Here is a 20,919-nt window from a genome sequence, read left to right as displayed (position 1 = left end):
CTTCCATGTCGTCCGCGGTGGCGCCGAGGATCGACATCATCGGCGGCGTCACCATGAAGGACTGGCCGTCATAGGCGCCGTCCGGGCGCTGGCCGAGACCGGGCTTCCAGTTGGTCGCCGGGCGGATCAGATCCGCCAGCCGTTCCAGGATGTCGATGCGCACGGCGCGACGGCCGAGATTGCGGTAGCCGGCAAGCTTGTAGAAGGTCTTGTCGAAGGCCGGGTCGATGACCACCGAGGTGCGACCCGAGGCGAGCGCATGGACCACGTCGCCAAAACCTGGCTTGTCCTTGCCGTCGTTCTTCAGCGCCCACAGCAGCGTCACCAGCCCGGCAGGCGCCGGCTTGATCAGCGCCGGCACGAAGACATGGTAGGCGCCGAAGCGCACGCCAAGCCGGCGAAGGGCTGCGCGGCCTTCCTGGTCGAGCGACTTCATCTCCTCAGCGATGTCGCGGCGGTTGATGAGGCCGAAATTCTCGACCAGCTGGAAGGCGATGCCACGGCCGATGCCGGAAATCTGGTCGGCGTTTTTCAAGTCGACCAGCGGCTTCAGCAGCGACTCGATCTGGAAATTGACGAAACGCTCGGCACGCGCGGCGACCTTGTCGCGCGCCGGGCCGGTCAGCTGTTCGTCGGCCAGCAGCACCAGCCGCGGCTTCAGCGCGTCTTCGCCTGATACAAGCGTGCCGATCGGCGCACCGATCCAGCGCAGCGTGCCATCCGACCCGAGCGCGATATCGCCATTGGCCGAGGCGCCGAAGCGTTCGGCGCGCGCCTCGAACTCGGCGGCCAGCGCCTTCTGGGCAGCGGTGCGCACCGCCTTGGCGTCTTCGCCGCCGGCGGTCTGGTCGGCGGTGAAGCGGAACCCTTGCAGCTCGCCGACATGGTGGCCTTCGACAAGGACGGTTCCGGTAGAACTAATTTCGGCTTCAGGCATGGTATTTTCTCTAAGGCGCCGCATGAGGACGGAAGTCCTGCGGTCTACGAAGCGTTTCGTCAACCGCTCATGCAGCGCATCCGACAATCTGTCTTCGATTTCGCGCGTCTTTTCCTGCCAGTGTGCCTGATCGGCCAGCCAGCCGGGCCGGTTCGACACGAATGTCCAGGTGCGGATCTGGGCAATGCGATGCGAGAGCGTATCAATGTCGCCCTCTGTTGTGTCGGCGCGGCGCACCTGCTCGGCCATGTAATTCTCGTCGACATGGCCGTGGCGTGCGAGGTCCGTGTAGATCGAGGCAATGAGGTCGGCATGCTGGGCCGGCGCGATCCTGCGGTAGTCGGGCAGCGCGCAGGCTTCCCACAGCAGCGCCACGCGCTTGGCATTGGTGGTGAGTGCGCGGATGTCCTCGTCGCGCGACAGATGCTCGAGCGCCTGTGCATCGACGGCAGGCAATGCCCGTGTCAGTCCCTCGACCGGGGCGTTGGTTTCGATCGAGCGCTTCAGCGCGTCGAGGCTGGCAAAGTCGAAATGTGCGGTGCGCCATTGCAGCACCTTCACCGGGTCGAAGTCGTGGCCTTCGATCTTCTTGATCAGATCCTCGTCCAGCGGGTCGACCTGGCCGGTGACACCGAACGTGCCGTCGCGCAGATGCCGGCCGGCGCGGCCGGCGATCTGGCCAAGCTCGGCCGCCGTCAGATTGCGGTACTGGAAGCCGTCGAACTTGCGATTCTGGGCGAAGGCGACGTGGTCGAGATCGAGGTTGAGACCCATGCCGATGGCATCGGTGGCGATGAGGTAGTCGACATCGCCGGACTGGAACAGCGCCACCTGGGCGTTGCGGGTGCGCGGCGAGAGCGCGCCGAGCACGACGGCGGCACCGCCCTGCTGGCGGCGGATCAACTCGGCGATGGCGTAGACCTCGTCGGCGGAAAAGGCGACGATCGCCGTGCGCCGCGGCAGGCGGGTCAGCTTCTTGGAGCCGGCATAGGCAAGATGCGACAGCCTCGGCCGCGTCACCACCGAGACACCCCTCAGCAGGCGCTGCAGGATACTTTGCATGGTGGCGGCGCCCAGCAGCAGCGTTTCCTGGCGGCCGCGCAGGTGCAGGATGCGATCGGTGAAGATGTGGCCGCGCTCGAGGTCGCCGGCGAGCTGCACCTCGTCGATGGCGACGAAGGCGGCGTCGGTCTCGCGCGGCATGGCCTCGACGGTGCAGACCGAATATTTGGCGCCCGGTGGCTGGATCTTTTCCTCGCCGGTAATCAGCGCAACCTTGTGGGCGCCGACCTTTTCGCAGACGCGGGCGTAGACCTCGCGCGCCAGAAGCCTGAGCGGCAGGCCGATGATTCCACTCTCATGCGCCACCATGCGCTCGATGGCGAGATGGGTCTTGCCGGTGTTGGTCGGCCCGAGCACGGCGGTCACGTCGCGGCCCGACAGGATCAGCGGCTCAGTGTGTTTGGGCTGGATGTTCATCAACCTAGAATAAGGCTTCCGGGACCTGGAGATAAGGCTTCTGGCCTCTGGTTGTCGGGAGCGTGCCTCAAATGGGCGCGTATGACAGGCGACACATAGGGATTTCGGGCGCGAAGCGAAAGCGGAATGTTCCGTCGGCAGCCAGAAGGTGGTTCTGTCAAGCTCTCAATCAGATGCGGATTAACGGATAGAACGAGTCTGGAACGAATCGGCGACGAATCAGTGACTCCTGCAGATTCAGCTTTTGTTCACGGCTATATGTGGATTTCGCGGCCGCGACACGCACCACATGCTGAATCGCTGAACTGGCCCGTTTCGTGCTAAGAGGGCATTGCCATTAACCTTTGTCGATAAACGATCACAGTGGCTTGGCATGCCTCGACCAAGGTTATGAAATTGTTGATCTTTCTTAATCCGCGTTAAGCAATTGGCAGGCGATTCCGGCTGTCGTCGTTAACGTTCAGCTCAAAGCCGGAACGAATCGGCGACGAATCAGCGATAGCGGAATTTTCCCGTTTTGTTCACCCCAATATCTTGTGTTGTGAACAGCTTATCCACCGAGAATCCACAGGCTTGGAAGCAGGTTTCGCACAGGCCGGCCGGGCCGCTGTTAACCTCTGCGTGCCGGATTGGGTCAGCAGCCGTGCTGTCACTTCGAAGGACCATGGCGCCAACGAAAAACGGGCCGGCGCGCCGGCCCGCCGATCTCTGCGCCTACATCGCCGTCGTCAGGCGAAATACTGGCCGCCATTGGCCGTGATGGTCGAGCCGGTGATGAAGCCGGCATCTTCGGATGCGAGGAAGACGACGCAGCGCGCGATTTCCTCGGGCTCACCGAGGCGGCCGACAGGAATCTGGGGAATGATGCGCTCGTTGAGCACCTTCTCGTCGATCGCCTTGACCATCTCGGTGGCGATATAGCCGGGACAGATGACGTTGACCGTGATGCCGGCGCGCGCCCCCTCTTGGGCGAGAGCCTTGCTGAAACCGATATCGCCGGCCTTGGCGGCGGAATAGTTGACCTGGCCGGCCTGGCCCTTCTGGCCGTTGATCGAGGAGATGGTGATGATGCGGCCGAACTTGCGGTCGCGCATCCCGCTCCACAGCGGATGCGTCATGTTGAAGACGCCGGACAGGTTGGTGTCGATGACCTCTTTCCACTGCTCGCGCGTGATCTTGTGGAACATGGCGTCGCGGGTGATGCCGGCATTGTTGACCAGCACCGAGACCGGGCCGAGATCGGCCTCGACCTGCTTGATGCCGGCGGCGCAGGCATCATAGTCGGCGACCGACCATTTGTAGACCGGAATGCCGGTCTCAGCCTTGAATTTCGCCGCTGCGGCGTCATTGCCGGCATAGTTCGCCGCAACCGAATAGCCGACGGTCTTCAATGCGATCGAGATCGCCGCGCCGATGCCGCGCGATCCGCCTGTGACGATTGCTACCTTGGTCATGCATTTCCCCTTTTTTGATATCGCCCTGTTCTCGGGCTTGGCAGGCACTGGATACAGAACGGGCGGCTAAAGCGCGTCGCGCTGAGGTAGATTCAGGCGATGCGCTTCAGATGTTTGGTTTTATGCATGTCGGTGTTCCCAAAACCGCTGCGCGCTTTTGGGCGACATGCATGCACGCCGCCCTTTTAGTGACTTTCTTCAGAGTGCTTCGACACACATGGCGACGCCCATGCCGCCGCCGATGCACAGGGTAGCGAGACCCTTCTTGGCGCCGCGCCGGCGCATTTCGAAGACCAGCGTGTTGAAGACGCGAGCGCCGGACGCACCGATCGGATGGCCGATGGCGATGGCGCCGCCATTGACGTTGACGATCGAGGGATCCCAGCCCATGTCCTTGTTGACGGCGCAGGCCTGCGCCGCAAAGGCTTCGTTGGCCTCGACCAGGTCGAGATCGCCGACCGACCAGCCGGCCTTCTCCAAGGCCTTGCGCGAGGCGGGAATGGGTCCGGTGCCCATGATCTGCGGATCGACGCCGGCGGTTGCCCAGGACACGATGCGCGCCAGCGGGGTGATGCCGCGCCTCACCGCTTCCGCTTCGCTCATCAGCAGCGCGCCGGCGGCGCCGTCATTGATGCCGGAGGCGTTGGCGGCGGTTACCGTGCCGTCCTTGTCGAAAGCCGGTTTCAGCTTGGTCATGGCGTCGATCGTGGCGCCGTGGCGGATGTATTCGTCCTGGTCGACGATGGTGTCGCCCTTCTTGCCCTTGATGGTGACGGCGACGATCTCGTCCTTGAACTTGCCGGCCTTCTGCGCGGCCTCGGCCTTGTTTTGCGAGGCGAGCGCGAACTGGTCCTGGTCTTCGCGGGTGATCTGGAACTGACGCGCGACGTTTTCGGCTGTGTTGCCCATGTGGTAACCGTTGAAGGCGTCCCACAGCCCGTCCTTGATCATGGTGTCGATCAGCTTGAAGTCGCCCATCTTGACGCCGGCGCGCAGGTGCTGGGCATGCGTCGAAAGCGACATCGATTCCTGGCCTCCGGCGACGATCACCTTGGCATCGCCGATGGCGATCTGCTGCATGCCGAGCGCGATGGCGCGCAGGCCCGAGCCGCAAACCTGATTGAGGCCCCAGGCGGTGGTTTCCTTGGGCAGGCCGGCATTGATCGATGCCTGGCGGGCCGGGTTCTGGCCTTGCGCGGCGGTCAGCACCTGGCCGAGGATGACCTCGTCGACCTCGCCTGGTTCGACGCCGGCACGCGACAGCAATTCCGTGATGACGACGGCGCCGAGCTCATGCGCCGGGGTGGCGGCGAAAGCGCCGTTGAAGGAGCCGACCGGCGTGCGCGCCGCACTGGCAATGACGATGGAAGCGGACATTTTCTTCTCCAGACTTCAAGGGTGTTGCTCTGTCGTTGGGGACTTTTCTTGCCCTTTCCCAACCCCAAGTCAAACCGGAAATGGGCATGGCGCCCATGCGCCGCAAGCAGGCCATGCCTTGCCATGGCGGCCATTCGTCCATTGCTGCGCAGCATATTTTGCCTGCCATGCAGCATTTAGTGATCCCGCACTGCACAAACTGCTTGGAATTGTGAGGCTTTTGCGCATATCCTCAAAAAAGGCACAATCGTTATCGGCGGCTTACTCAGAGGCGCGCCGGTGTCCCCGGGAGGATGTAGATGGCCGCTAAAGACGATCCGATCATCATCAAGAAATACGCCAATCGCCGCCTCTACAACACCGGCACCAGCACCTATGTGACGCTCGAGGACCTCGCCGAGATGGTCAAGAAGGGCGAGGAGTTCACCGTCCAGGACGCCAAGACCGGCGACGACATCACGCATCCGGTGTTGACCCAGATCATCTTCGAACTGGAGAACAAGGACGGGCAGAACATGCTGCCGATCCCGTTCCTGCGCCAGCTCATCGCTTATTACGGTGACCAGATGCAGATGATCGTCCCGAGCTTCCTCGAACAGTCGATGCTTGCCTTTTCCAAGGAGCAGGAGCGTTTTCGCGAGCAGATGAAGGGGGCGCTCGGCAAGTCGCCGCTCGACATGATGAAGATCACCACGCCGATCAAGGCGCTGGAGGAACAGACGCGCCGCAACATGGAAATGTTCCAGAATGCGATGCGGCTGTTCACGCCGTTCCCGCCCGCTGGCTCCGCGCCAGCCGCTGCGACGTCGCCCGAGCCGGCCAGGAAGGAAACGCCTGACAAGCCCGACGATCTTCAGGAACTGAAGGACCAGATCGCGGCCATGCAGCGCAAGCTCGACACGATGTCCTGAGCGCCTGGCGTTCTTGCGGCCTTACACCAGCACGCCCTCATAGCGGCCGCGCGGCCGGATGACACTTCCGCTTGTTATCTGTTCGACCGTGTGCGCGGCCCAGCCGACGCTGCGTGCGAGCGCGAACAGGCGGAACGGTGCATCGCGCGGCAAGCCTAGGCTGCGCGTCAGCGCGGCCAGCCCAAAGTCGATGTTGGGAAGCGCGCCGGTCGCCGCAAAGGCAGCGTCGCGCAGCGACGATAGTGTGCCGTCAACCTCGATCACCGACAGCAGCGCCGCCCCGCGGGGATCGCCGTCAGGATAGAGTTGATGACCGAACCCCGGCAGCGGCCGGTCATGGCTGAGCCAGCGCCGGATCGTCGCATCGGCGCCATGCCGCGCCGCATCCTCGGCCAGTTGCATCACCGCCTCGCCGGCGCCGCCATGGCGCGGGCCTGACAGCGTCGCGAGCCCTGCCAGCAGGCAAGCGGCCAGCGGCGCGCCGGTCGAGGCTGCGACGCGCGCGGCGAAGGTCGACGCATTCAGTTCATGATCGGCAAGCAGGACAAGCGCACGGCGGATCGCATCGGCGCGGCCGGCATCCACCGACCAGTCCTGCGCAAGCCGCTGATGGACGGGATTTGACCCCGCCGGTGCGCCCAGCGCGGCGGCCAGCACGCCGACCGCGTGCGCGGCATCGGCATGCAGCGAGGCGGCGCTGCGCCCGAGCGACGGGCGCCCCTGACCGGCAAGCACGGCAAGTTGCGCAAAGGCCGAGGCTCGGCCAGCTTGATGGGGTGCGTCCGGCGACGCTGCTTCGAAAGCCACTGGTTTCGGCAGAGCCCAGAGAACGGCGGCGGCTTCTTCCAGTGTGGCGTGCCCGGAGAGCACTGCGGCGTCCTGCCCGCGATAGATGAGCCGACCGTGCGAGACGGTCGAAATCGCCGTTACGATCGAGGGCTCGCCCCAGGCGATGGCGCTTTCGGCGATGACTGACGGGCTGCGGCCGCGCGCCCGGCGGGTCGCCAGTGCGGCGATATCGTCGGCGCGGTACTGGCTGCGGCGCGGATCGGCGCGGTCGGGCCGCATGCCGATGCGCCCACGGCTGACATAGGCGTACAGCGTCTGCGCCCGCACCTTGAGTCTCTCCAGCGCCTCTTCCCGGGACAACCACTCGGACATATCGAGCCCTGATATTGATTCTATTGATCAAGATTGATGGAAACGTTGCCCATCTCTATCTCCGATCCGGAAATGCTTCAAGGAGACAGGCCATGGCGAATGGGCTCGATGATGTGGTGGCGGCGGAAACCGTGCTTTCCGATGTGGATGGTCTTGGCGGCCGTCTGACGATCCGAGGTCATTCGCTGCCGGAACTGGCCGGCCGTTGGAACTATGCCCAGGTGGTTAGGCTGCTGCTCGACGGCTTCTTCAACGACCTTCCCGATGATGCGCAACTGTCGCGGGCGCTGGGACAGGCGAGTGCGGACGTGTTCGAACGGCTCTTGCCCTCGCTGCCTTTGCTGGCGCCGCTCGATGTCTACAGCGCCATGCGCGCCGGCATGGCGCAGCTGCCGGATGGCGAGACCTTGACCGACGCCTTGCTGCTGATCGCGGCGCCCGCCGTGCTGACGCCGGCGCTGCTGCGCCTGCGGCGCGGCGAGCAGCCGATCGCGCCGGACAGCCGCGCCGATCATGCCGCCGACATGCTGAGGATGCTGAGCGGCCGCGTCGCCTCGCAGGCGCTCACAAAAGCGCTCGACACCTATCTGGTGACCGTCTGCGACCATGGCCTCAACGCATCGACCTTTGCGACGCGCGTGGTCGCCTCCACGCAGGCCGGCCTGACATCGTCCCTGCTGGCCGGGCTTGGCGCGCTCAAAGGGCCGCTGCATGGTGGCGCGCCTGGCCCCGTCATCGAGATGCTGGATGCGATCCAGGCGCATGGCGATGCCGCCGGCTGGCTGCGCAACGAGATCGCGCAGGGCAGGCGCATCATGGGGTTCGGCCATCGCATCTACCGTGTGCGCGATCCGCGCGCCGATGTGCTGAAGGCCGTGGTGCGGCAACTCGGCGGCGAGGGCGAAACCGGTCGCCGGCTGGCCTTTGCGGAGACCGTCGAGCAAACGGCGCTCGAGGTGCTTAGGATCGCAAAGCCGCAGCGTTCGCTGCAGACCAATGTCGAGTTCTACACCGCGCTGGTGCTGCAAGCGGCGGGCTTTCCGCCGCAAGCTTTTAGCAATGTCTTTGCCGCCGGGCGCGTGGCCGGCTGGATCGCGCATGCGCGTGAACAGCAGACGACTGGACGGCTGATCCGACCGCAGTCGCGCTATATCGGGCCGGTGCCGGACCTGGTCGCCTGAGGTTCTTTCGGCGCCTGGCGAGCGACACCGATCCGATCAGGATCCTCCTGGTGAGCGGCCGTGTGGCCGCTCATGACGAAAATTTCATCTCGTCGAAAAATTCTGGCCGCTGTTATTGCGTCGCATTGAGCATATATGCTGCACTGCAACATAAGATCGCTCTTGCCGCAATCAGAGGATTTCGACCTTGGCCGCCAGAAAAACCGCAGTCATCACCGGCTCCACATCGGGCATTGGCCTGGCCATCGCCCAGGCGCTGGCGGCCGAAGGCCATAATGTCGTCGTCAACTCCTTCTCCGACACGGCTGCCGACCACGCCATCGCTGACGCGATCGCCAGACAGCACAAGGTGAAGACGGCCTATATCAAGGCCGACATGTCGAAGCCGGCCGAATGCCGGGCGCTGATCGCCAAGGCGGCCGAGACATTCGGTTCGGTCGATATTCTCGTCAACAATGCAGGCATCCAGCATGTCGCGCCGGTGGAAGAGTTCCCGATCGAGAAATGGGACGCCATCATTGCCATCAACCTGTCGTCGGCGTTCCACACCATCGCGGCCGCCATCCCGCTGATGAAAAAGGCCGGCGGCGGCCGGATCGTCAACATCGCCTCGGCGCATGGCCTGGTCGCGTCGCCGTTCAAATCGGCCTATGTCTCGGCCAAGCACGGCATCATGGGATTGACCAAAACCGTTGCGCTCGAACTGGCGCGCGAAAAAATCACCTGCAACGCCATCTGCCCCGGCTATGTGCTGACGCCGCTGGTCGAGGCGCAGATCCCCGACCAGATGAAAGCCCATCAGATGGACCGCGAGACCGTCATCCGTGAGGTCATGCTGGACAAGCAGCCGACCAAGGAATTCGTCACGGTGGAGCAGATCGCGGCAGCGGCGGTGTTCCTGTGCTCGGACGCGGCGGCGCAGGTCAACGGCACGCATCTCTCGGTCGACGGCGGCTGGACCGCCGCGTGAGGCGCAAAACTCTCTCATCCACCCAAAGGGACAGATCAAGGACGACGCCATGACCAAGAACGGCAAGGCGGAGGAGACGAAGAAGATCAACGTAGCGCTTCAGGGCGGCGGCTCGCACGGGGCCTTTTCCTGGGGTGTGCTCGACCGGGTGCTGGAGGACGGACGGCTGGAGATATCAGCAGTGTCCGGCACCAGCGCCGGAGCCATGAACGCGGTGGCGCTGGCCGACGGATATGTGCGCGGCGGAGTCGAAGGCGCGCGGCAAAAACTTGACGATTTCTGGCGCGCGGTGGCGGCCAAGGGGCGGTTCAGCCCGGTGCAGCGCATGCCGTGGGACGTCGCCTGGGGCAACTGGTCGATCGAGAACACGCCCGGCTATCTCTTCTTCGATACCATGTCGCGGGTGTTCTCGCCCTATGTCGCCAACCCACTCGGCCTCAATCCGCTGCGCGACGTGGTGCAGCAGGAGATCGATTTCGAGAACGTCCGCGCCTGCAAGTCGATGGAACTGTTCATCTCGGCGACCAATGTCGAGACCGGACAGTTGCGCGTCTTTTCCGACGGGGAGATCGACCTCGATACGGTGATGGCCTCGGCCTGCCTGCCGCAATTGTTCCGCGCCGTCGAGATCAAGGGCGTGCCCTATTGGGATGGCGGCTATGGCGGCAATCCGGCGCTTTATCCGTTCTTCAAGACGGCTGCGACCGAGGACGTGCTTCTGGTGCAGATCAATCCGGTGGTGCGCGAGGGAACACCAAGAAGCGCCAACGAGATCCAGAACCGCATCGACGAGATCACCTTCAACGCCGGGCTGCTGCGCGAATTCCGCTCGATTGCCTTCGTCAAGGAGCTGATCGCCGCCGGCCGTCTGCCACATGGCGAGTACCGCGACATCCGCATGCACCGCATCGATGCCGACGAGGCGTTCAAGGACCTGTCGGCGTCCTCGAAGGTCAACGCCGAATGGGCGTTTCTGACCTACCTCAGAGATCTCGGCCGCACCGCCGCCAGCGACTGGCTGGAAGAGAATTACGACGCCGTCGGCAAGCGACCGACGCTCGATCTCTCCGGCGAACTGGATGACGGCTACAAGCCGGTGCGCGGTCCGGCACCCGGCCGGCGGGTCAAGGAATTTCTTGCGGCGCGCAAGAACCCGGAGGCGGAGCGCCGGCGCGCCTGAGCGACCAATCGATGTGCATCGATTGGTCCGCAATCATGCTTTCAAGGTCAGGTCGATCACCCTGATCAGGGCAGCGGCTGCCTGCCGCTGCCCCTCCGGATCTCTGATCCGCGCCTTCATGCCTTCCAGCCCGTCGAGCAGCATGTCGGCAAGCAGTTGCGCCGACAGGCCCCTGGCCGCCAGATCGACGCCGTTCCTGGCTGCCTCGCCCTCTATCGCGGCGCCGATGTGTTGGCCAAGCCCGCCGCGCCAGCAGCCCACCAGATCGCCAAGGCTCGATTTCATGTCCAGCAATTCGGCGCCGTGCGGCGAGGCAACGACCGCGCTCATCATCGAGATAAAGGCCTCATCGATGGCTCGCATCATGCGCTCGGTGAAAGGGCCGTCGCCGGATAGGGCAAACCTTGCCGCCTCGACCGAGCGCGACAGGATCATCATGGCGATGGCGCGGAAAATGTCGGTCTTGTTCTTGAACAGGAGATAGAGCGCCGGGCGCGACATGTCGGCGGCACGGGCGATGTCGTCCATGGTGGTGCGCGAGAAGCCATAGGCCAAAAACACCTTCATCGCGCCATCCAGAATACGGGCGCGTTTGGGATCGGCGGTGGCGATGTCTTCGATCTGGTTCATCGAGCAATTCTATCCTGCAAAATCCTAATTGACAAAATGACGAAATTTGTCAATCTGTATCGGAGCGAAACGGCCGGGAGGCCGCTTCGCCCTTGGCAGTGGACGACAACAAAGGGTATCCCCATGCGCCTCACCGTCGACGGTCAGTCATTCGATATCGACGCCGATCCGGACATGCCGCTGCTGTGGGCACTGCGCGATCTCATTGGCAAGACAGGGCCAAAATTCGGCTGCGGCATCGCCGCGTGCGGCGCCTGCACCGTGCATGTCGACGGTCAGCCGGCGCGTTCCTGCTCACTCCCAGTTGGGCAGGTCAGCGGCGCTGTCACGACTATTGAAGGCATCGGCACGGCAGGCGGACTGCATCCGGTGCAGCAGGCATGGCTGGAGGAACAGGTCGCGCAATGCGGCTACTGCCAGGCCGGCCAGATCATGAGCGCGGTGGCGCTGCTCGATGAAGTCGCCGACCCAAGCGATGCCGACATCGACAACGCCATGGGCGGCAATCTCTGCCGCTGCGGCACCTATCCCAAAATCCGCTCGGCCATCAAAAAGGCCGCAGCGCTCAAGACGGCGGGGCTCTGACCATGGCCAGGGTCGGAAAGATCGCCCGCCGCACGTTTCTGATTGGCGCTGCCGCTGTCGCTGGCGGCGTTGCCGTCGGCTATTACTACTATCGCAAGCCGTTCCCGAACCCGCTCGAGGCCGAGCTTGGCAAGGGCGAGGCGACGTTCAACCCTTATGTGAAAATCGGCGCCGACAACACCATCACCATCGTCGCGCCGCGCGCCGAGATGGGGCAAGGCATCTCGACGACGCTTGCGGCCATGGTCGCAGAGGAACTCGACGTCGGGCTCGACCGGGTCATGGTCGAGCATGGACCGGCATCCCATGCCTATTACAACGCCGCGATCCTCGAGGAGGGCGGTCCGTTCGCCTTCTTCGATGAAAGCCTGACCGCGCAGGCGGTGCGTTCCGGTCTCGGTGTGGTCGGCAAATTCCTTGCCCTGCAGGGCACCGGCGGTTCGGCTTCGACACGCGACGGTTTTGACAAGATGCGGCAAGCGGGTGCCGCTGCCCGGCAGATGCTGGTCGCAGCGGCAGCGCAAAAACTGGGTGTCGCGGCGGCCGATCTGGAAACGGCCGACGGTTCGATCCTGCACAAGGCGTCGGGCAAATCGCTGACCTACGGCGCGGTCGCCGCGGCTGCCGCCGCGATGGCGCGGCCGGCCGAAGTCAGGCTCAAGGACCGGGCCGACTGGAAGCTGCTGGGAAAGCCGCAGAAGCGCATCGACATGCTGGCAAAGCTCACCGGGGCGCCGATCTTCGGCATCGATGTCCGGCTGCCGGAGATGGTCTACGGCACGGTCAAGATGAGCCCGCGCTTCTGGTCGAAGCCGGTCAAGGCGGACCTCTCCAAAGCCGAGAAAATGCCTGGGGTGATCAAGATCGTGCCGCTCGAGACGAATTACGGCCATGGCTTCGGTATCATCGCGAATAATACATGGGCAGCATTCAAGGCGGCCGAGGCGATCGACGCCCAGTGGTCCGATCCTGAATATCCGCTCAGCAGCGCCGCCATTTCAGATGTGCTGAAGCAGGCGCTTGCCACCAAGGGGTCGGTGATGCGCGACAATGGCGATGTCGAAACCGCCTTTGCCGACGCGCCGCGCGAAAGCATCATCGAGGCAGACTATGCCGTGCCCTATCTGGCGCATGCGACGATGGAGCCGATGAACGCCACGGCACAGTTCAGGGACGGTGCGCTCGACATCTGGTGCGGCAACCAGGCGCCGACCCTGGTGCGGCAGCTTTGCGCCAACGCGGTCGGCATCGAGCAGGACAAGATCAATGTGCACACCACCTTCATGGGCGGCGGTTTCGGCCGGCGCGTCGAGATGGACTACGCGCTGTGTGCCGCGCTGATGGCGAAGGAGACGGGCGGACGCCCGATCAAGGTGACCTGGACGCGTGAAGAAGACATGCGCCACGACGCCTATCGACCGGCCGCAATAGGCAAGTTCCAGGCGCGGCTCGGTGACGATGGCATGCCGATCGCGGTCGACATGAAGATGGCCTCGCCATCGGTGATTGCCGGTACGCTGCGCCGGCTGTTCCCCTCGGTATCGCCGCTCGGTCCCGACAAGACCATTGTCGACGGCGCCTATGACCAGCCCTACACCATCCCGAATTACCGGGTCAGGGGTATCGCGGCGCCGGTCTCCATCCCTGTCGGCTCCTGGCGTTCGGTCGGCAGTTCGGTCAACGGCTTCTTCCATGAGGGCTTCATGGACGAGATCGCGGTCGCCGGAAAAATCGATCCGGTCGAGATGCGCAAGAGACTGATGGCCGCCTATCCCTCGGCGGTGAAGGTGGTCGAGAAAGTCGCCGCGATGGCGAAATGGGGCGAGGCGCTGCCCGCCGGCAAGGCCAAGGGCATGGCCTTCACGCTGTCCTTCGGCAGTTGGGTCGGCGAGATCGTTCAGGTGGCGGACACGCCGGCCGGCATCCGCATCGAGAAGGTGTGGATCGCCGCCGATGTCGGCACCGCGCTCGATCCCGGCATCATCGAGGCGCAGTTGATTTCCGCCGCCATCTACGGCCTTTCGGCAGCGATGGGTCAGGAAATCACCTTCGCCGACGGCATGGTCGAACAGTCGAACTTCCACGATTTCGATGCCATGCGGATCTTCCAGTGCCCGGTCTTCGAAGTCGCCATCCTGGAAAATTTCCACAAGATGGGCGGCGTCGGCGAGATCGGCACACCGCCGGCGGCTCCAGCACTCGCCAACGCCATCTTCGCGCTCACCGGAAAGCGCATCCGCACGCTGCCGCTGTCGAAAACGGTGGCCTTCGCATGAAGAAGCTCCTCATCATGCTGACGCCTGCTGCCATGCTCGTGCTCGCAGCGCCGTTTGCGATTGCGCAAGAGAGCCAGACGCCGGCGCCGGCGACCGTCGACGCGGCGAAAGGCCTGTCCGAATGGGACAAGGTCTATGCGGTGTTCTCGCATCCGCGCTGCGCCGACTGTCATGTCGCGGACGACCGGCCGCGATGGTCGGGTGCGCACTATCGCGGTACGCGCGTTCACGCCTTCAATGTCCAGCGCGGTGCTAACGGGTCGGGCTTCGGCAATCCGGGCCTGCGCTGCACGACTTGCCATTTCTCCAGCAATTCCAAGGCATTGCACGGGCCACCCGGGGCCGAGAACTGGCATCTGGCGCCGGCCGAGATGGCCTGGTTCGGCAAATCCTCGGCCGAAATCTGCGCCCAGATCAAGGATCCCCTGCGCAATGGCAACCGCAGCTTGAAGGACATCGCGCTGCATGTTCGCGACGACAGATTGGTCGCCTGGGGCTGGGCGCCGGGGCCGGATCGTGAACCGGCTCCGGGCTCTGCCGAAGCGACCTATCAAGCGATCGAAGACTGGGCCGCGGCGGGCGCATCTTGTCCGCCGGGGCAATGATCTTGCAACTTTCAGACTATATTGCGGTGCAACTTTGATGTAGAAGCGCGCTTCGCCGATCACGGCAAATTGAACACGGCTTGGCGCGCACCCATATCGGCGACGCGCCCGCGTTATGAGGACGCTGGCCGAACCCGCAGTGGAAAACAACGACGATGCCGAGAATCAGGTTTCACAAGCTTGCAGCCATTGTTGTGCTCATCGGTTTCGCGGCGTGGATGGCGACAGGCGAGTTTTCGTCGGTCGGCAGCGTAGCCGCCAACAAAGCCAAGGCAGCCGAAGCCGAACAGGCCAAGGCGCCGGACGCGGCCAAGCCGAAGACGGCTGAAGCCGAGCCGAAGGCACCGCTGCGCACCGTTGCGGTGGTGACGCCGCCACGCAAGACCTATGCACGCGCCATCCGCATTTCCGGGCTGACCGAAGCCGACAAGCGGGCGGTGCTGGCGACGCGCGTCGCCGGTGTCATCGACAAGCTGCCTGTCAAGCAAGGCGATCACGTCAAGACGGGGGATCTGGTACTGATGCTTGCGGCGGAAGAAAAGATCTCGATGGTCGACAATGCAAAGCAGTTGGTGGTGCAGCGCCAGGCCGAGTTGGACGCAGCCTTGCGGCTGATGAAGACCGGCAATCTGCCCAAGCTGCAGCTCGATACCGCGCGCTCGAACCTGACCTCGGCGCAGTCGCAACTGGAAACGGCACAGGCCGAACTCGACCGCAACGAGGTGAAGGCGCCTTTCGACGGCGTCATCGACCGGGTGCCGGTGGAACTTGGCAGTTCCATCATGCAAGGCGGCGAGGTGGCAACCATCCTCAAGCTCGATCCGGTGATTGCCCGCGGCGAAGTCAGCGAGCGCGATCTCGGCTACCTGAAACTCGGGGACAAGGCCACCATACGGCTGGTCAGCGGCCAGACCGTCGAAGGCACCGTGCGCTACATCAGCCGCGACGCCTCTTCGGCGACCCGCACCTTCCGCGTCGAGGTTGCCGTCCCCAATGCCGACGGCTCCGTGCCGGCCGGCATGACGGCGGAAATCGCACTTAGCGCGCTGCCGACCGATGCGGTGCTGCTGCCGCGCTCGGTGGTGACGCTCGGCGACAAGGGCGACCTCGGCATCCGTGCGGTCGGCAAGGACAACAAGGTTGCGTTCTTCCCCATCGACCTCGTCGACGACACGCCGACCGGCCTGGTGCTTGGCGGCATCCCTGCCGATGCGCGCATCATCGTTGCCGGCCAGGAACTGGTGAAGGAAGGCGATGAGGTCAAGCCGGTCGAAGCCGACCAGGCAACCATCCAGAAACTGCTGGGCGAAGCGACCGCCGGCACGCAGTAGCATGGGGTACGGCGGACAGACCCCGGGCGGGGACACTTGGCTGCGACGCAGCCCGTGAAATTCAAGAACAGGCGTTAGCCATGGATATCGTCAGACTCGCAATCAACAATGCCCGCCTGACCATTTCGGTCCTCGTCTTCCTTCTGCTCGCCGGCTGGGTCGCCTATCAGTCGACGCCGAAGGAAGCCGAGCCCGACGTTCCGATTCCGATGATGTATATCAGCCTGATCTATCAGGGCATTTCGCCTGAGGATTCGGAGCGCCTTCTGCTGCGGCCGATGGAAAGCAAGCTGAAGAGCCTGAAAGGCCTCAAGGAAATGCGCTCGGCCGCCTTCCAGGGCGGCGGCTATGTGCTGGTCGAGTTCCAGCCGCAGACAAATCTGGCGACGGCCTTGCAGGACACGCGCTCCAAGGTGCAGGACGGCAAGGCCGACCTGCCGCAGGCGGCCGAAGAGCCGGTCGTTACCGAAGTCAACATCTCCGAATTCCCCGTCCTCGTCGTCACCCTGTCGGGCGAATTGCCCGAACGCGTGCTGACCGCCGCCGCGCGCGAACTGCGCGACCGTATCGAGGAAGTGCCAGGCGTCCTGGAGGGCTCGTTGCAGGGTTCGCGCGACGATCTTGTCGAAGTCGTCATCGATCCGATGAAACTGTCGTCCTACGGGTTGCAACTCGATCAGCTGATCGGCGCTGTCGGTGCCTCCAACAGCCTGGTCGCCGCCGGCAATATCGAAGGCTCGGAAGGCAAATACGCCGTCAAGGTGCCGTCACTGATCGAGACGCCCGAGGACGTGGCGGCCTTGCCCGTGGTCGCCGGCCCCAATGCCGTGGTGCAGGCCAAGGACATCGCGACGATCCGCTCGACCTTCGCCGATGCCACGACGATCACGCGCCTCAATGGCAAGCCGGCCATCGCCATCGAAGTCAAGAAGCGCATCGGCGCCAATCTGATCGACACGCTCGCCAAGGTGAGGGAGGTGTCCGACGCCTACGTCAAGACGATGCCGCAAGGCATGAACGTCACCTACACGCAGGACAAGTCGGTCTTCGTCAACCAGTTGCTCGGCGATCTGCAGAACCACGTCATGATCGCCGTCATCCTGGTGTTCATCGTCATCCTCTACGCGCTGTCGGGTCGTGCCTCGCTGCTGATCGGCCTGGCCATTCCGTCGTCATTCCTGATCGGCATCCTGCTGCTGGCCATGATGGGCTACACGATCAACATGATCGTGCTGTTCAGCCTGATCCTGGCTGTCGGCATGCTGGTCGACGATGCCATCATCGTCACCGAGTTCGCCGAACGGCGGATGAGCGAAGGCATGCCGAAGGCGGAAGCCTTCGCATTGGCCGCCAAGCGCATGGCCGGTCCGGTCATTGCCGCGACGATGACGCGCATAGCCGCCTTCTCGCCACTGCTGTTCTGGCCGGGCATCATCGGCGACTTCATGAAGTACATGCCGATCACCCTGATCGTCACGCTATCGGCCTCGATGCTCTATGCGCTGGTGTTCGCGCCGACGCTGGGGGCGATCTTCGCCAAGGCGCCGGAGCATCATGAGGATGATAATCGCGACGGCTGGTACATGGCGATCGTCAAGCAGGCGGTGCGGTTTCCGATTACGGTGGTTTTGCTGACGGTCGCTCTGCTGTTCGGCGTCGGCTTTGCCTATTCGAAATATGGCGCCGGTGTCGAATTCTTCCCCAGTGTCGAGCCCGACTACGGCCTGCTCTACGTGCACGCGCGCGGCAACCTTTCGCTGGCCGAAATGGATACGGCGACCAAGATTGCCGAAAACAGGATGCTCGGCTGGCCCGGCATCAAGTCGGTCTACACCCGCGTCGGCAAGACACAAGGCGGCGGCCAGGATGTCCCTGAAGACGTCGTCGGCGTCATCCAGTACGAATTCATAGATTGGCGCGAGCGCAAGTCGGCGAACCAGATCCTGAACGATTTGCGCGGCGTCATGGCCGGCATTCCCGGCGTCGATGTCGAGGTGCGCGTGCCGGAGGCCGGTCCGCCGACCGGCAAGCCGATCCAGATCAGGCTTTCGGCCGTCGACCCCAAGGGGCTCGACGACAAAGCGCGCGCGGTTGCGGCACGCATCGGCAAGGTGCCTGGCGTCATCGACATTTCCGACGGCCTCCCGCCGCCCGGCGTCGACTGGGCGCTCGAGGTCGACCGTGCCAAGGCAGCGCAATATGGCATCAGCCCAACCGCTGTCGGCACAGTGGTGCAACTGGTGACCAACGGGCTGAAGCTTTCGGAATACCGGCCTGCCGGCGCCGACGACGCCGTCGACATCAGGCTGCGTCTGCCGGAAGACCGGCGCACGCTGTCGACGCTCGACGAGCTCAGGGTGCAGACCTCGCAAGGCTCGGTGCCGATCTCGAATTTCGTCGTGCGCAAGCCGGAGCCGACGGTTGGTATCCTCAACCGTATCGACGGCGCGCGCACGGTGGTCGTCCAGGCAAACGTTGCCGCAGGCGCCCAGGTCGCGGCCGTGCAGGCGGAGGTCAACAAGGCCGTCTCCGGGATGGATCTCGGCAGCGGCATACGTTGGAAGCTGGCCGGCTCGAACGAAGACAGCGCCGAGGCCAGCGCCTTCCTTGGCAAGGCCTTCGGGGCGGCGATCTTCCTGATCTTCCTGGTGCTGCTGATGCAGTTCAACAAATTCACCAGCGTGCTGATGGTGCTGTCCTGCGTGGTCATGGCGACGGTTGGCGTGTTCCTGGGGCTGCTGATCACAGGCGAGACCTTCGGCATCGTCATGTCGGGCATTGGCGTCATCGCTCTGGCCGGCGTGGTGGTGAACAACAACATCGTGCTGATCGACACCTATGACCGGCTGCGTGAAGAAGGCTGGGACAAGATGGACGCGGTGCTGCAGACCTGCCGCGAGCGCGCCCGGCCGGTGGTGCTGACGGCGGTGTCGGCGATCCTCGGCGTGTTGCCGATCGCCTTCGGCCTTGGGCTGGAAATCTTCCATCACGAGACGACGATCAACGCGCCGTCGACGCAATGGTGGATTTCGCTGTCCTCGGCGATCGTCTTCGGCCTGTCCTTCGCCACCTTGCTGACGCTGGTGGTGACGCCGTCGATGCTGATGATTTTCACGCGCAGCAAGAACAGCCGCTTCTATGCGTTTTTCCGCCGGCTGTTCCGGCGCGGCAAGGGAACGGTTTCGCCGACCGACAGGCCTGGCCAGGAAGCAGGCGACGAACCGGAAATCGCCTTTCCGAAAGCCGCCGAATAGACCCCATCGCCGATTTGACCGCAGAGGCCGCCCGGAACAACCGGGCGGCCTCTGCATTGTCTCTGAGCGAAACGTCGAAGCGAGGGCTTCTCATGCCGATCACCACCATCGTCATCATCGTCCTGATCCTTGTCCTCATCGGCGCGGTGCCGGCCTGGCCGCATTCGCGCTCCTGGGGTTATGGGCCGTCGGGTATCGTCGGCGTCGTGCTGGTGGTGCTCATGGTGTTGCTGTTGATGGGACGGCTCTGAGGCGCCCTCTCGTGGGAGATTGTTCAGTGTGCGGAGGGGCGGCGCCCGTGATCGCGGAAGTCAGGCAGCTTTCGCAACGCCATTCACGGTGGCAATGCCGATATCGCCAAGAGCCTCAGCAACCGCCTGATCCAACGGCGTGTGCGGGATCTCGCCGACGATGCCTTCCAGCCGTATCGAAGCCAGCTGATGCGGCTCGAAGCGCAGGTAGGACATGGAGACGATCTCGCGCCACATCGCCACGAACGGGCTGCCAGCGCGCAGCACCCACCAGGGCATCGAAGTCATCTTGAGCGGACGACCAATAGCCTTCTCGGCAGCGGCCTTGATCTGCAGATCGGTGACCGCGTGGCCCGGAAAGTTCAGCGCTTCATAGAAGCCGAGCTTGTCCAGATTGCGCGCCAGCGCGACGAAGCCCACAGCGAAGTCAGGCAGATAGGCCCATTCATGCACGAGGTCGACCGGGCCAGGCGCGGTGTAGATACCTTTGTTGATCTTGGCGGCAACGATCAGGTCGAACCATAATCCGCTGCCGGTGCCGCCGAAGAAATCGCCGGCCCGCAGAAGAATGGTGCGGACGCGGCCCGCGTCGGCCTCGCGACGAAACAACTCCTCCATGGCGCAGCGGATGCGGCCCTTTTGCGTGGTCGGGTGGAAGGGTGTGTCTTCCGATATCACCGCCGGCATCGGCGAGCCGTAATTGTAAACGGTGCCGGGGAAGAGATGCAGTGCGCCGTTCGCATGGCAGGCGGCCATGACATTCTGCGCCATCGGCAGGCATTTGCCCCAGTCGGTGTAGATCGGGTTGAGGCCGTTGAAGACGATATCGACACCTTGCGTGGCGCGGATGAGGGCCTCGCGGTCGAGAGCGTCACCGGCAACGGCCGTGGCGCCTTTGAGTTCGGCCGGCACCTTGCCGTTGCGGGTGACGGCGCGGACCTCGTAGCCCGCGTCGATGAAGGCCTTGGCGACCACGCGGCCGAGCCGGCCACCGGCACCGAGAATTGCGATCTTGGTCATTGGAAGCACTCCTGGTTGGGATTTAGGTGGTCGGTCGGGCGATCGAGATCAGCGGCAAGCGCGATCGGGATCAGCGGCTGCCGAAGAGATCGCGGTTGCTGCCCTGTGTGACCGGCTTCCGGATGGCCGCATCGGGGTTGTGAATCGAAGCGGTGGTCGTGTCGTCGGTGCTGGTGACAGCCGGCTGGCTGGCGTCGTTCGAACCAAACTTGTCGCTGCCGGCAAAAGCGGCGCTGATGGAAGTGAGGATAGCGGCGGTGGTGAGAGCGATCTTGGTCATCTGAGTTCTCCTGGTTGGTGTTTGCAGTCCGTGTTGG

The 20,919-nt window shown here is 63.9% G+C and carries 18 protein-coding genes; 11 read left to right on the top strand and 7 right to left on the bottom strand.

Annotated features, from left to right (window positions below):
* The 3 genes from EN932_RS08980 to EN932_RS08970 all read right to left on the bottom strand — a co-directional run.
* Positions 1–2,416 (bottom strand): helicase-related protein (locus tag EN932_RS08980; protein ID WP_128368791.1); only part of this gene is annotated, 2,416 nt, incomplete at its 3' end.
* A gap of 728 nt (positions 2,417–3,144) precedes the next feature.
* On the bottom strand, positions 3,145–3,870 hold the full coding sequence (gene phbB / locus EN932_RS08975; RefSeq protein ID WP_013529183.1) for an acetoacetyl-CoA reductase: 726 nt from the start codon (positions 3,868–3,870) through the stop codon (positions 3,145–3,147).
* Positions 3,871–4,068: 198 nt separating this feature from the next.
* The gene (locus EN932_RS08970; protein ID WP_024502944.1) at positions 4,069–5,247 is read right to left on the bottom strand and encodes an acetyl-CoA C-acetyltransferase; all 1,179 of its coding nucleotides are present in this window, start codon (positions 5,245–5,247) and stop codon (positions 4,069–4,071) included.
* Between the two features lie 86 nt (positions 5,248–5,333).
* Here EN932_RS08970 and EN932_RS39480 point away from each other — a divergent pair, with 86 nt between their 5' ends.
* Positions 5,334–5,462 (top strand): hypothetical protein, encoded by a 129-nt coding sequence (locus EN932_RS39480; RefSeq protein WP_255337222.1) that lies wholly within the window; start codon positions 5,334–5,336, stop codon positions 5,460–5,462.
* 84 nt (positions 5,463–5,546) lie between these two features.
* Positions 5,547–6,158: a polyhydroxyalkanoate synthesis repressor PhaR gene (gene phaR, locus EN932_RS08965; RefSeq protein ID WP_063169186.1), complete on the top strand. Its 612-nt coding sequence runs from the start codon at positions 5,547–5,549 to the stop codon at positions 6,156–6,158.
* Between the two features lie 21 nt (positions 6,159–6,179).
* Here phaR and EN932_RS08960 read toward each other — a convergent pair whose 3' ends face one another.
* Positions 6,180–7,319 carry a citrate synthase gene (locus EN932_RS08960; RefSeq protein WP_027162501.1) on the bottom strand — a complete coding sequence of 380 codons (1,140 nt, stop codon included), beginning with the start codon at positions 7,317–7,319 and terminating at the stop codon, positions 6,180–6,182.
* 92 nt (positions 7,320–7,411) lie between these two features.
* On the opposite strand from EN932_RS08960, the gene EN932_RS08955 reads away from it, so the two are divergent.
* From EN932_RS08955 to EN932_RS08945, 3 genes are all read left to right on the top strand, one after another.
* Positions 7,412–8,500, top strand: a complete 1,089-nt coding sequence (locus tag EN932_RS08955; RefSeq protein WP_127369066.1) for a citrate synthase/methylcitrate synthase — start codon at positions 7,412–7,414, stop codon at positions 8,498–8,500.
* Positions 8,501–8,678: 178 nt separating this feature from the next.
* Entirely contained in the window at positions 8,679–9,470 is a 792-nt protein-coding gene (locus EN932_RS08950) for a 3-hydroxybutyrate dehydrogenase (protein ID WP_164753469.1), read from the top strand.
* Between the two features lie 49 nt (positions 9,471–9,519).
* On the top strand, positions 9,520–10,650 hold the full coding sequence (locus EN932_RS08945; protein ID WP_128368790.1) for a patatin-like phospholipase family protein: 1,131 nt from the start codon (positions 9,520–9,522) through the stop codon (positions 10,648–10,650).
* Positions 10,651–10,683: 33 nt separating this feature from the next.
* On the opposite strand, the gene EN932_RS08940 is transcribed toward EN932_RS08945, so the two are convergent.
* On the bottom strand, positions 10,684–11,280 hold the full coding sequence (locus EN932_RS08940; RefSeq protein ID WP_063173230.1) for a TetR/AcrR family transcriptional regulator: 597 nt from the start codon (positions 11,278–11,280) through the stop codon (positions 10,684–10,686).
* 123 nt (positions 11,281–11,403) lie between these two features.
* On the opposite strand from EN932_RS08940, the gene EN932_RS08935 reads away from it, so the two are divergent.
* From EN932_RS08935 to EN932_RS08910, 6 genes are all read left to right on the top strand, one after another.
* Entirely contained in the window at positions 11,404–11,865 is a 462-nt protein-coding gene (locus tag EN932_RS08935; protein WP_027162497.1) for a (2Fe-2S)-binding protein, read from the top strand.
* Between the two features lie 2 nt (positions 11,866–11,867).
* On the top strand, positions 11,868–14,141 hold the full coding sequence (locus tag EN932_RS08930; protein ID WP_127384600.1) for a xanthine dehydrogenase family protein molybdopterin-binding subunit: 2,274 nt from the start codon (positions 11,868–11,870) through the stop codon (positions 14,139–14,141).
* Complete coding sequence (locus tag EN932_RS08925) at positions 14,138–14,746, top strand: hypothetical protein (RefSeq protein ID WP_127369794.1); 609 nt, start codon at positions 14,138–14,140, stop codon at positions 14,744–14,746. Before EN932_RS08930 ends, EN932_RS08925 begins: the two co-directional genes overlap by 4 nt.
* 155 nt (positions 14,747–14,901) lie before the next feature.
* Positions 14,902–16,077, top strand: a complete 1,176-nt coding sequence (locus EN932_RS08920; protein ID WP_082827499.1) for an efflux RND transporter periplasmic adaptor subunit — start codon at positions 14,902–14,904, stop codon at positions 16,075–16,077.
* Positions 16,078–16,157: 80 nt separating this feature from the next.
* Positions 16,158–19,331 carry an efflux RND transporter permease subunit gene (locus EN932_RS08915; RefSeq protein WP_127384599.1) on the top strand — a complete coding sequence of 1,058 codons (3,174 nt, stop codon included), beginning with the start codon at positions 16,158–16,160 and terminating at the stop codon, positions 19,329–19,331.
* A 92-nt stretch (positions 19,332–19,423) separates the two neighbouring features.
* Positions 19,424–19,582, top strand: coding sequence for a DUF3309 family protein (locus EN932_RS08910; RefSeq protein WP_013529196.1), 159 nt, complete (start codon positions 19,424–19,426; stop codon positions 19,580–19,582).
* Positions 19,583–19,642: 60 nt separating this feature from the next.
* On the opposite strand, the gene EN932_RS08905 is transcribed toward EN932_RS08910, so the two are convergent.
* Entirely contained in the window at positions 19,643–20,602 is a 960-nt protein-coding gene (locus tag EN932_RS08905; RefSeq protein WP_127370181.1) for an SDR family oxidoreductase, read from the bottom strand.
* 70 nt (positions 20,603–20,672) lie between these two features.
* Complete coding sequence (locus tag EN932_RS08900) at positions 20,673–20,882, bottom strand: DUF680 domain-containing protein (RefSeq protein ID WP_127384597.1); 210 nt, start codon at positions 20,880–20,882, stop codon at positions 20,673–20,675.
* Between the last annotated feature and the right edge of the window lie 37 nt (positions 20,883–20,919).

Source organism: Mesorhizobium sp. M7A.F.Ca.US.002.01.1.1 (assembly GCF_004022955.1).
Taxonomy (GTDB): domain Bacteria; phylum Pseudomonadota; class Alphaproteobacteria; order Rhizobiales; family Rhizobiaceae; genus Mesorhizobium; species Mesorhizobium ciceri.
This window is presented reverse-complemented; position numbering and strand designations above follow the sequence as displayed.

Coding starts and splice junctions, on each gene's coding strand:
- EN932_RS08900 (WP_127384597.1), bottom strand. CDS start 20,882: ATGACCAAGATCGCTCTCACCACCGCCGCTATCCTCACTTCCATCAGC.
- phbB (WP_013529183.1), bottom strand. CDS start 3,870: ATGACCAAGGTAGCAATCGTCACAGGCGGATCGCGCGGCATCGGCGCG.
- EN932_RS08945 (WP_128368790.1), top strand. CDS start 9,520: ATGACCAAGAACGGCAAGGCGGAGGAGACGAAGAAGATCAACGTAGCG.
- EN932_RS08910 (WP_013529196.1), top strand. CDS start 19,424: ATGCCGATCACCACCATCGTCATCATCGTCCTGATCCTTGTCCTCATC.
- EN932_RS08940 (WP_063173230.1), bottom strand. CDS start 11,280: ATGAACCAGATCGAAGACATCGCCACCGCCGATCCCAAACGCGCCCGT.
- phaR (WP_063169186.1), top strand. CDS start 5,547: ATGGCCGCTAAAGACGATCCGATCATCATCAAGAAATACGCCAATCGC.
- EN932_RS08960 (WP_027162501.1), bottom strand. CDS start 7,319: ATGTCCGAGTGGTTGTCCCGGGAAGAGGCGCTGGAGAGACTCAAGGTG.
- EN932_RS08905 (WP_127370181.1), bottom strand. CDS start 20,602: ATGACCAAGATCGCAATTCTCGGTGCCGGTGGCCGGCTCGGCCGCGTG.
- EN932_RS08920 (WP_082827499.1), top strand. CDS start 14,902: ATGCCGAGAATCAGGTTTCACAAGCTTGCAGCCATTGTTGTGCTCATC.
- EN932_RS08955 (WP_127369066.1), top strand. CDS start 7,412: ATGGCGAATGGGCTCGATGATGTGGTGGCGGCGGAAACCGTGCTTTCC.
- EN932_RS08925 (WP_127369794.1), top strand. CDS start 14,138: ATGAAGAAGCTCCTCATCATGCTGACGCCTGCTGCCATGCTCGTGCTC.
- EN932_RS08970 (WP_024502944.1), bottom strand. CDS start 5,247: ATGTCCGCTTCCATCGTCATTGCCAGTGCGGCGCGCACGCCGGTCGGC.
- EN932_RS08915 (WP_127384599.1), top strand. CDS start 16,158: ATGGATATCGTCAGACTCGCAATCAACAATGCCCGCCTGACCATTTCG.
- EN932_RS08930 (WP_127384600.1), top strand. CDS start 11,868: ATGGCCAGGGTCGGAAAGATCGCCCGCCGCACGTTTCTGATTGGCGCT.
- EN932_RS39480 (WP_255337222.1), top strand. CDS start 5,334: ATGGCGCCCATGCGCCGCAAGCAGGCCATGCCTTGCCATGGCGGCCAT.
- EN932_RS08935 (WP_027162497.1), top strand. CDS start 11,404: ATGCGCCTCACCGTCGACGGTCAGTCATTCGATATCGACGCCGATCCG.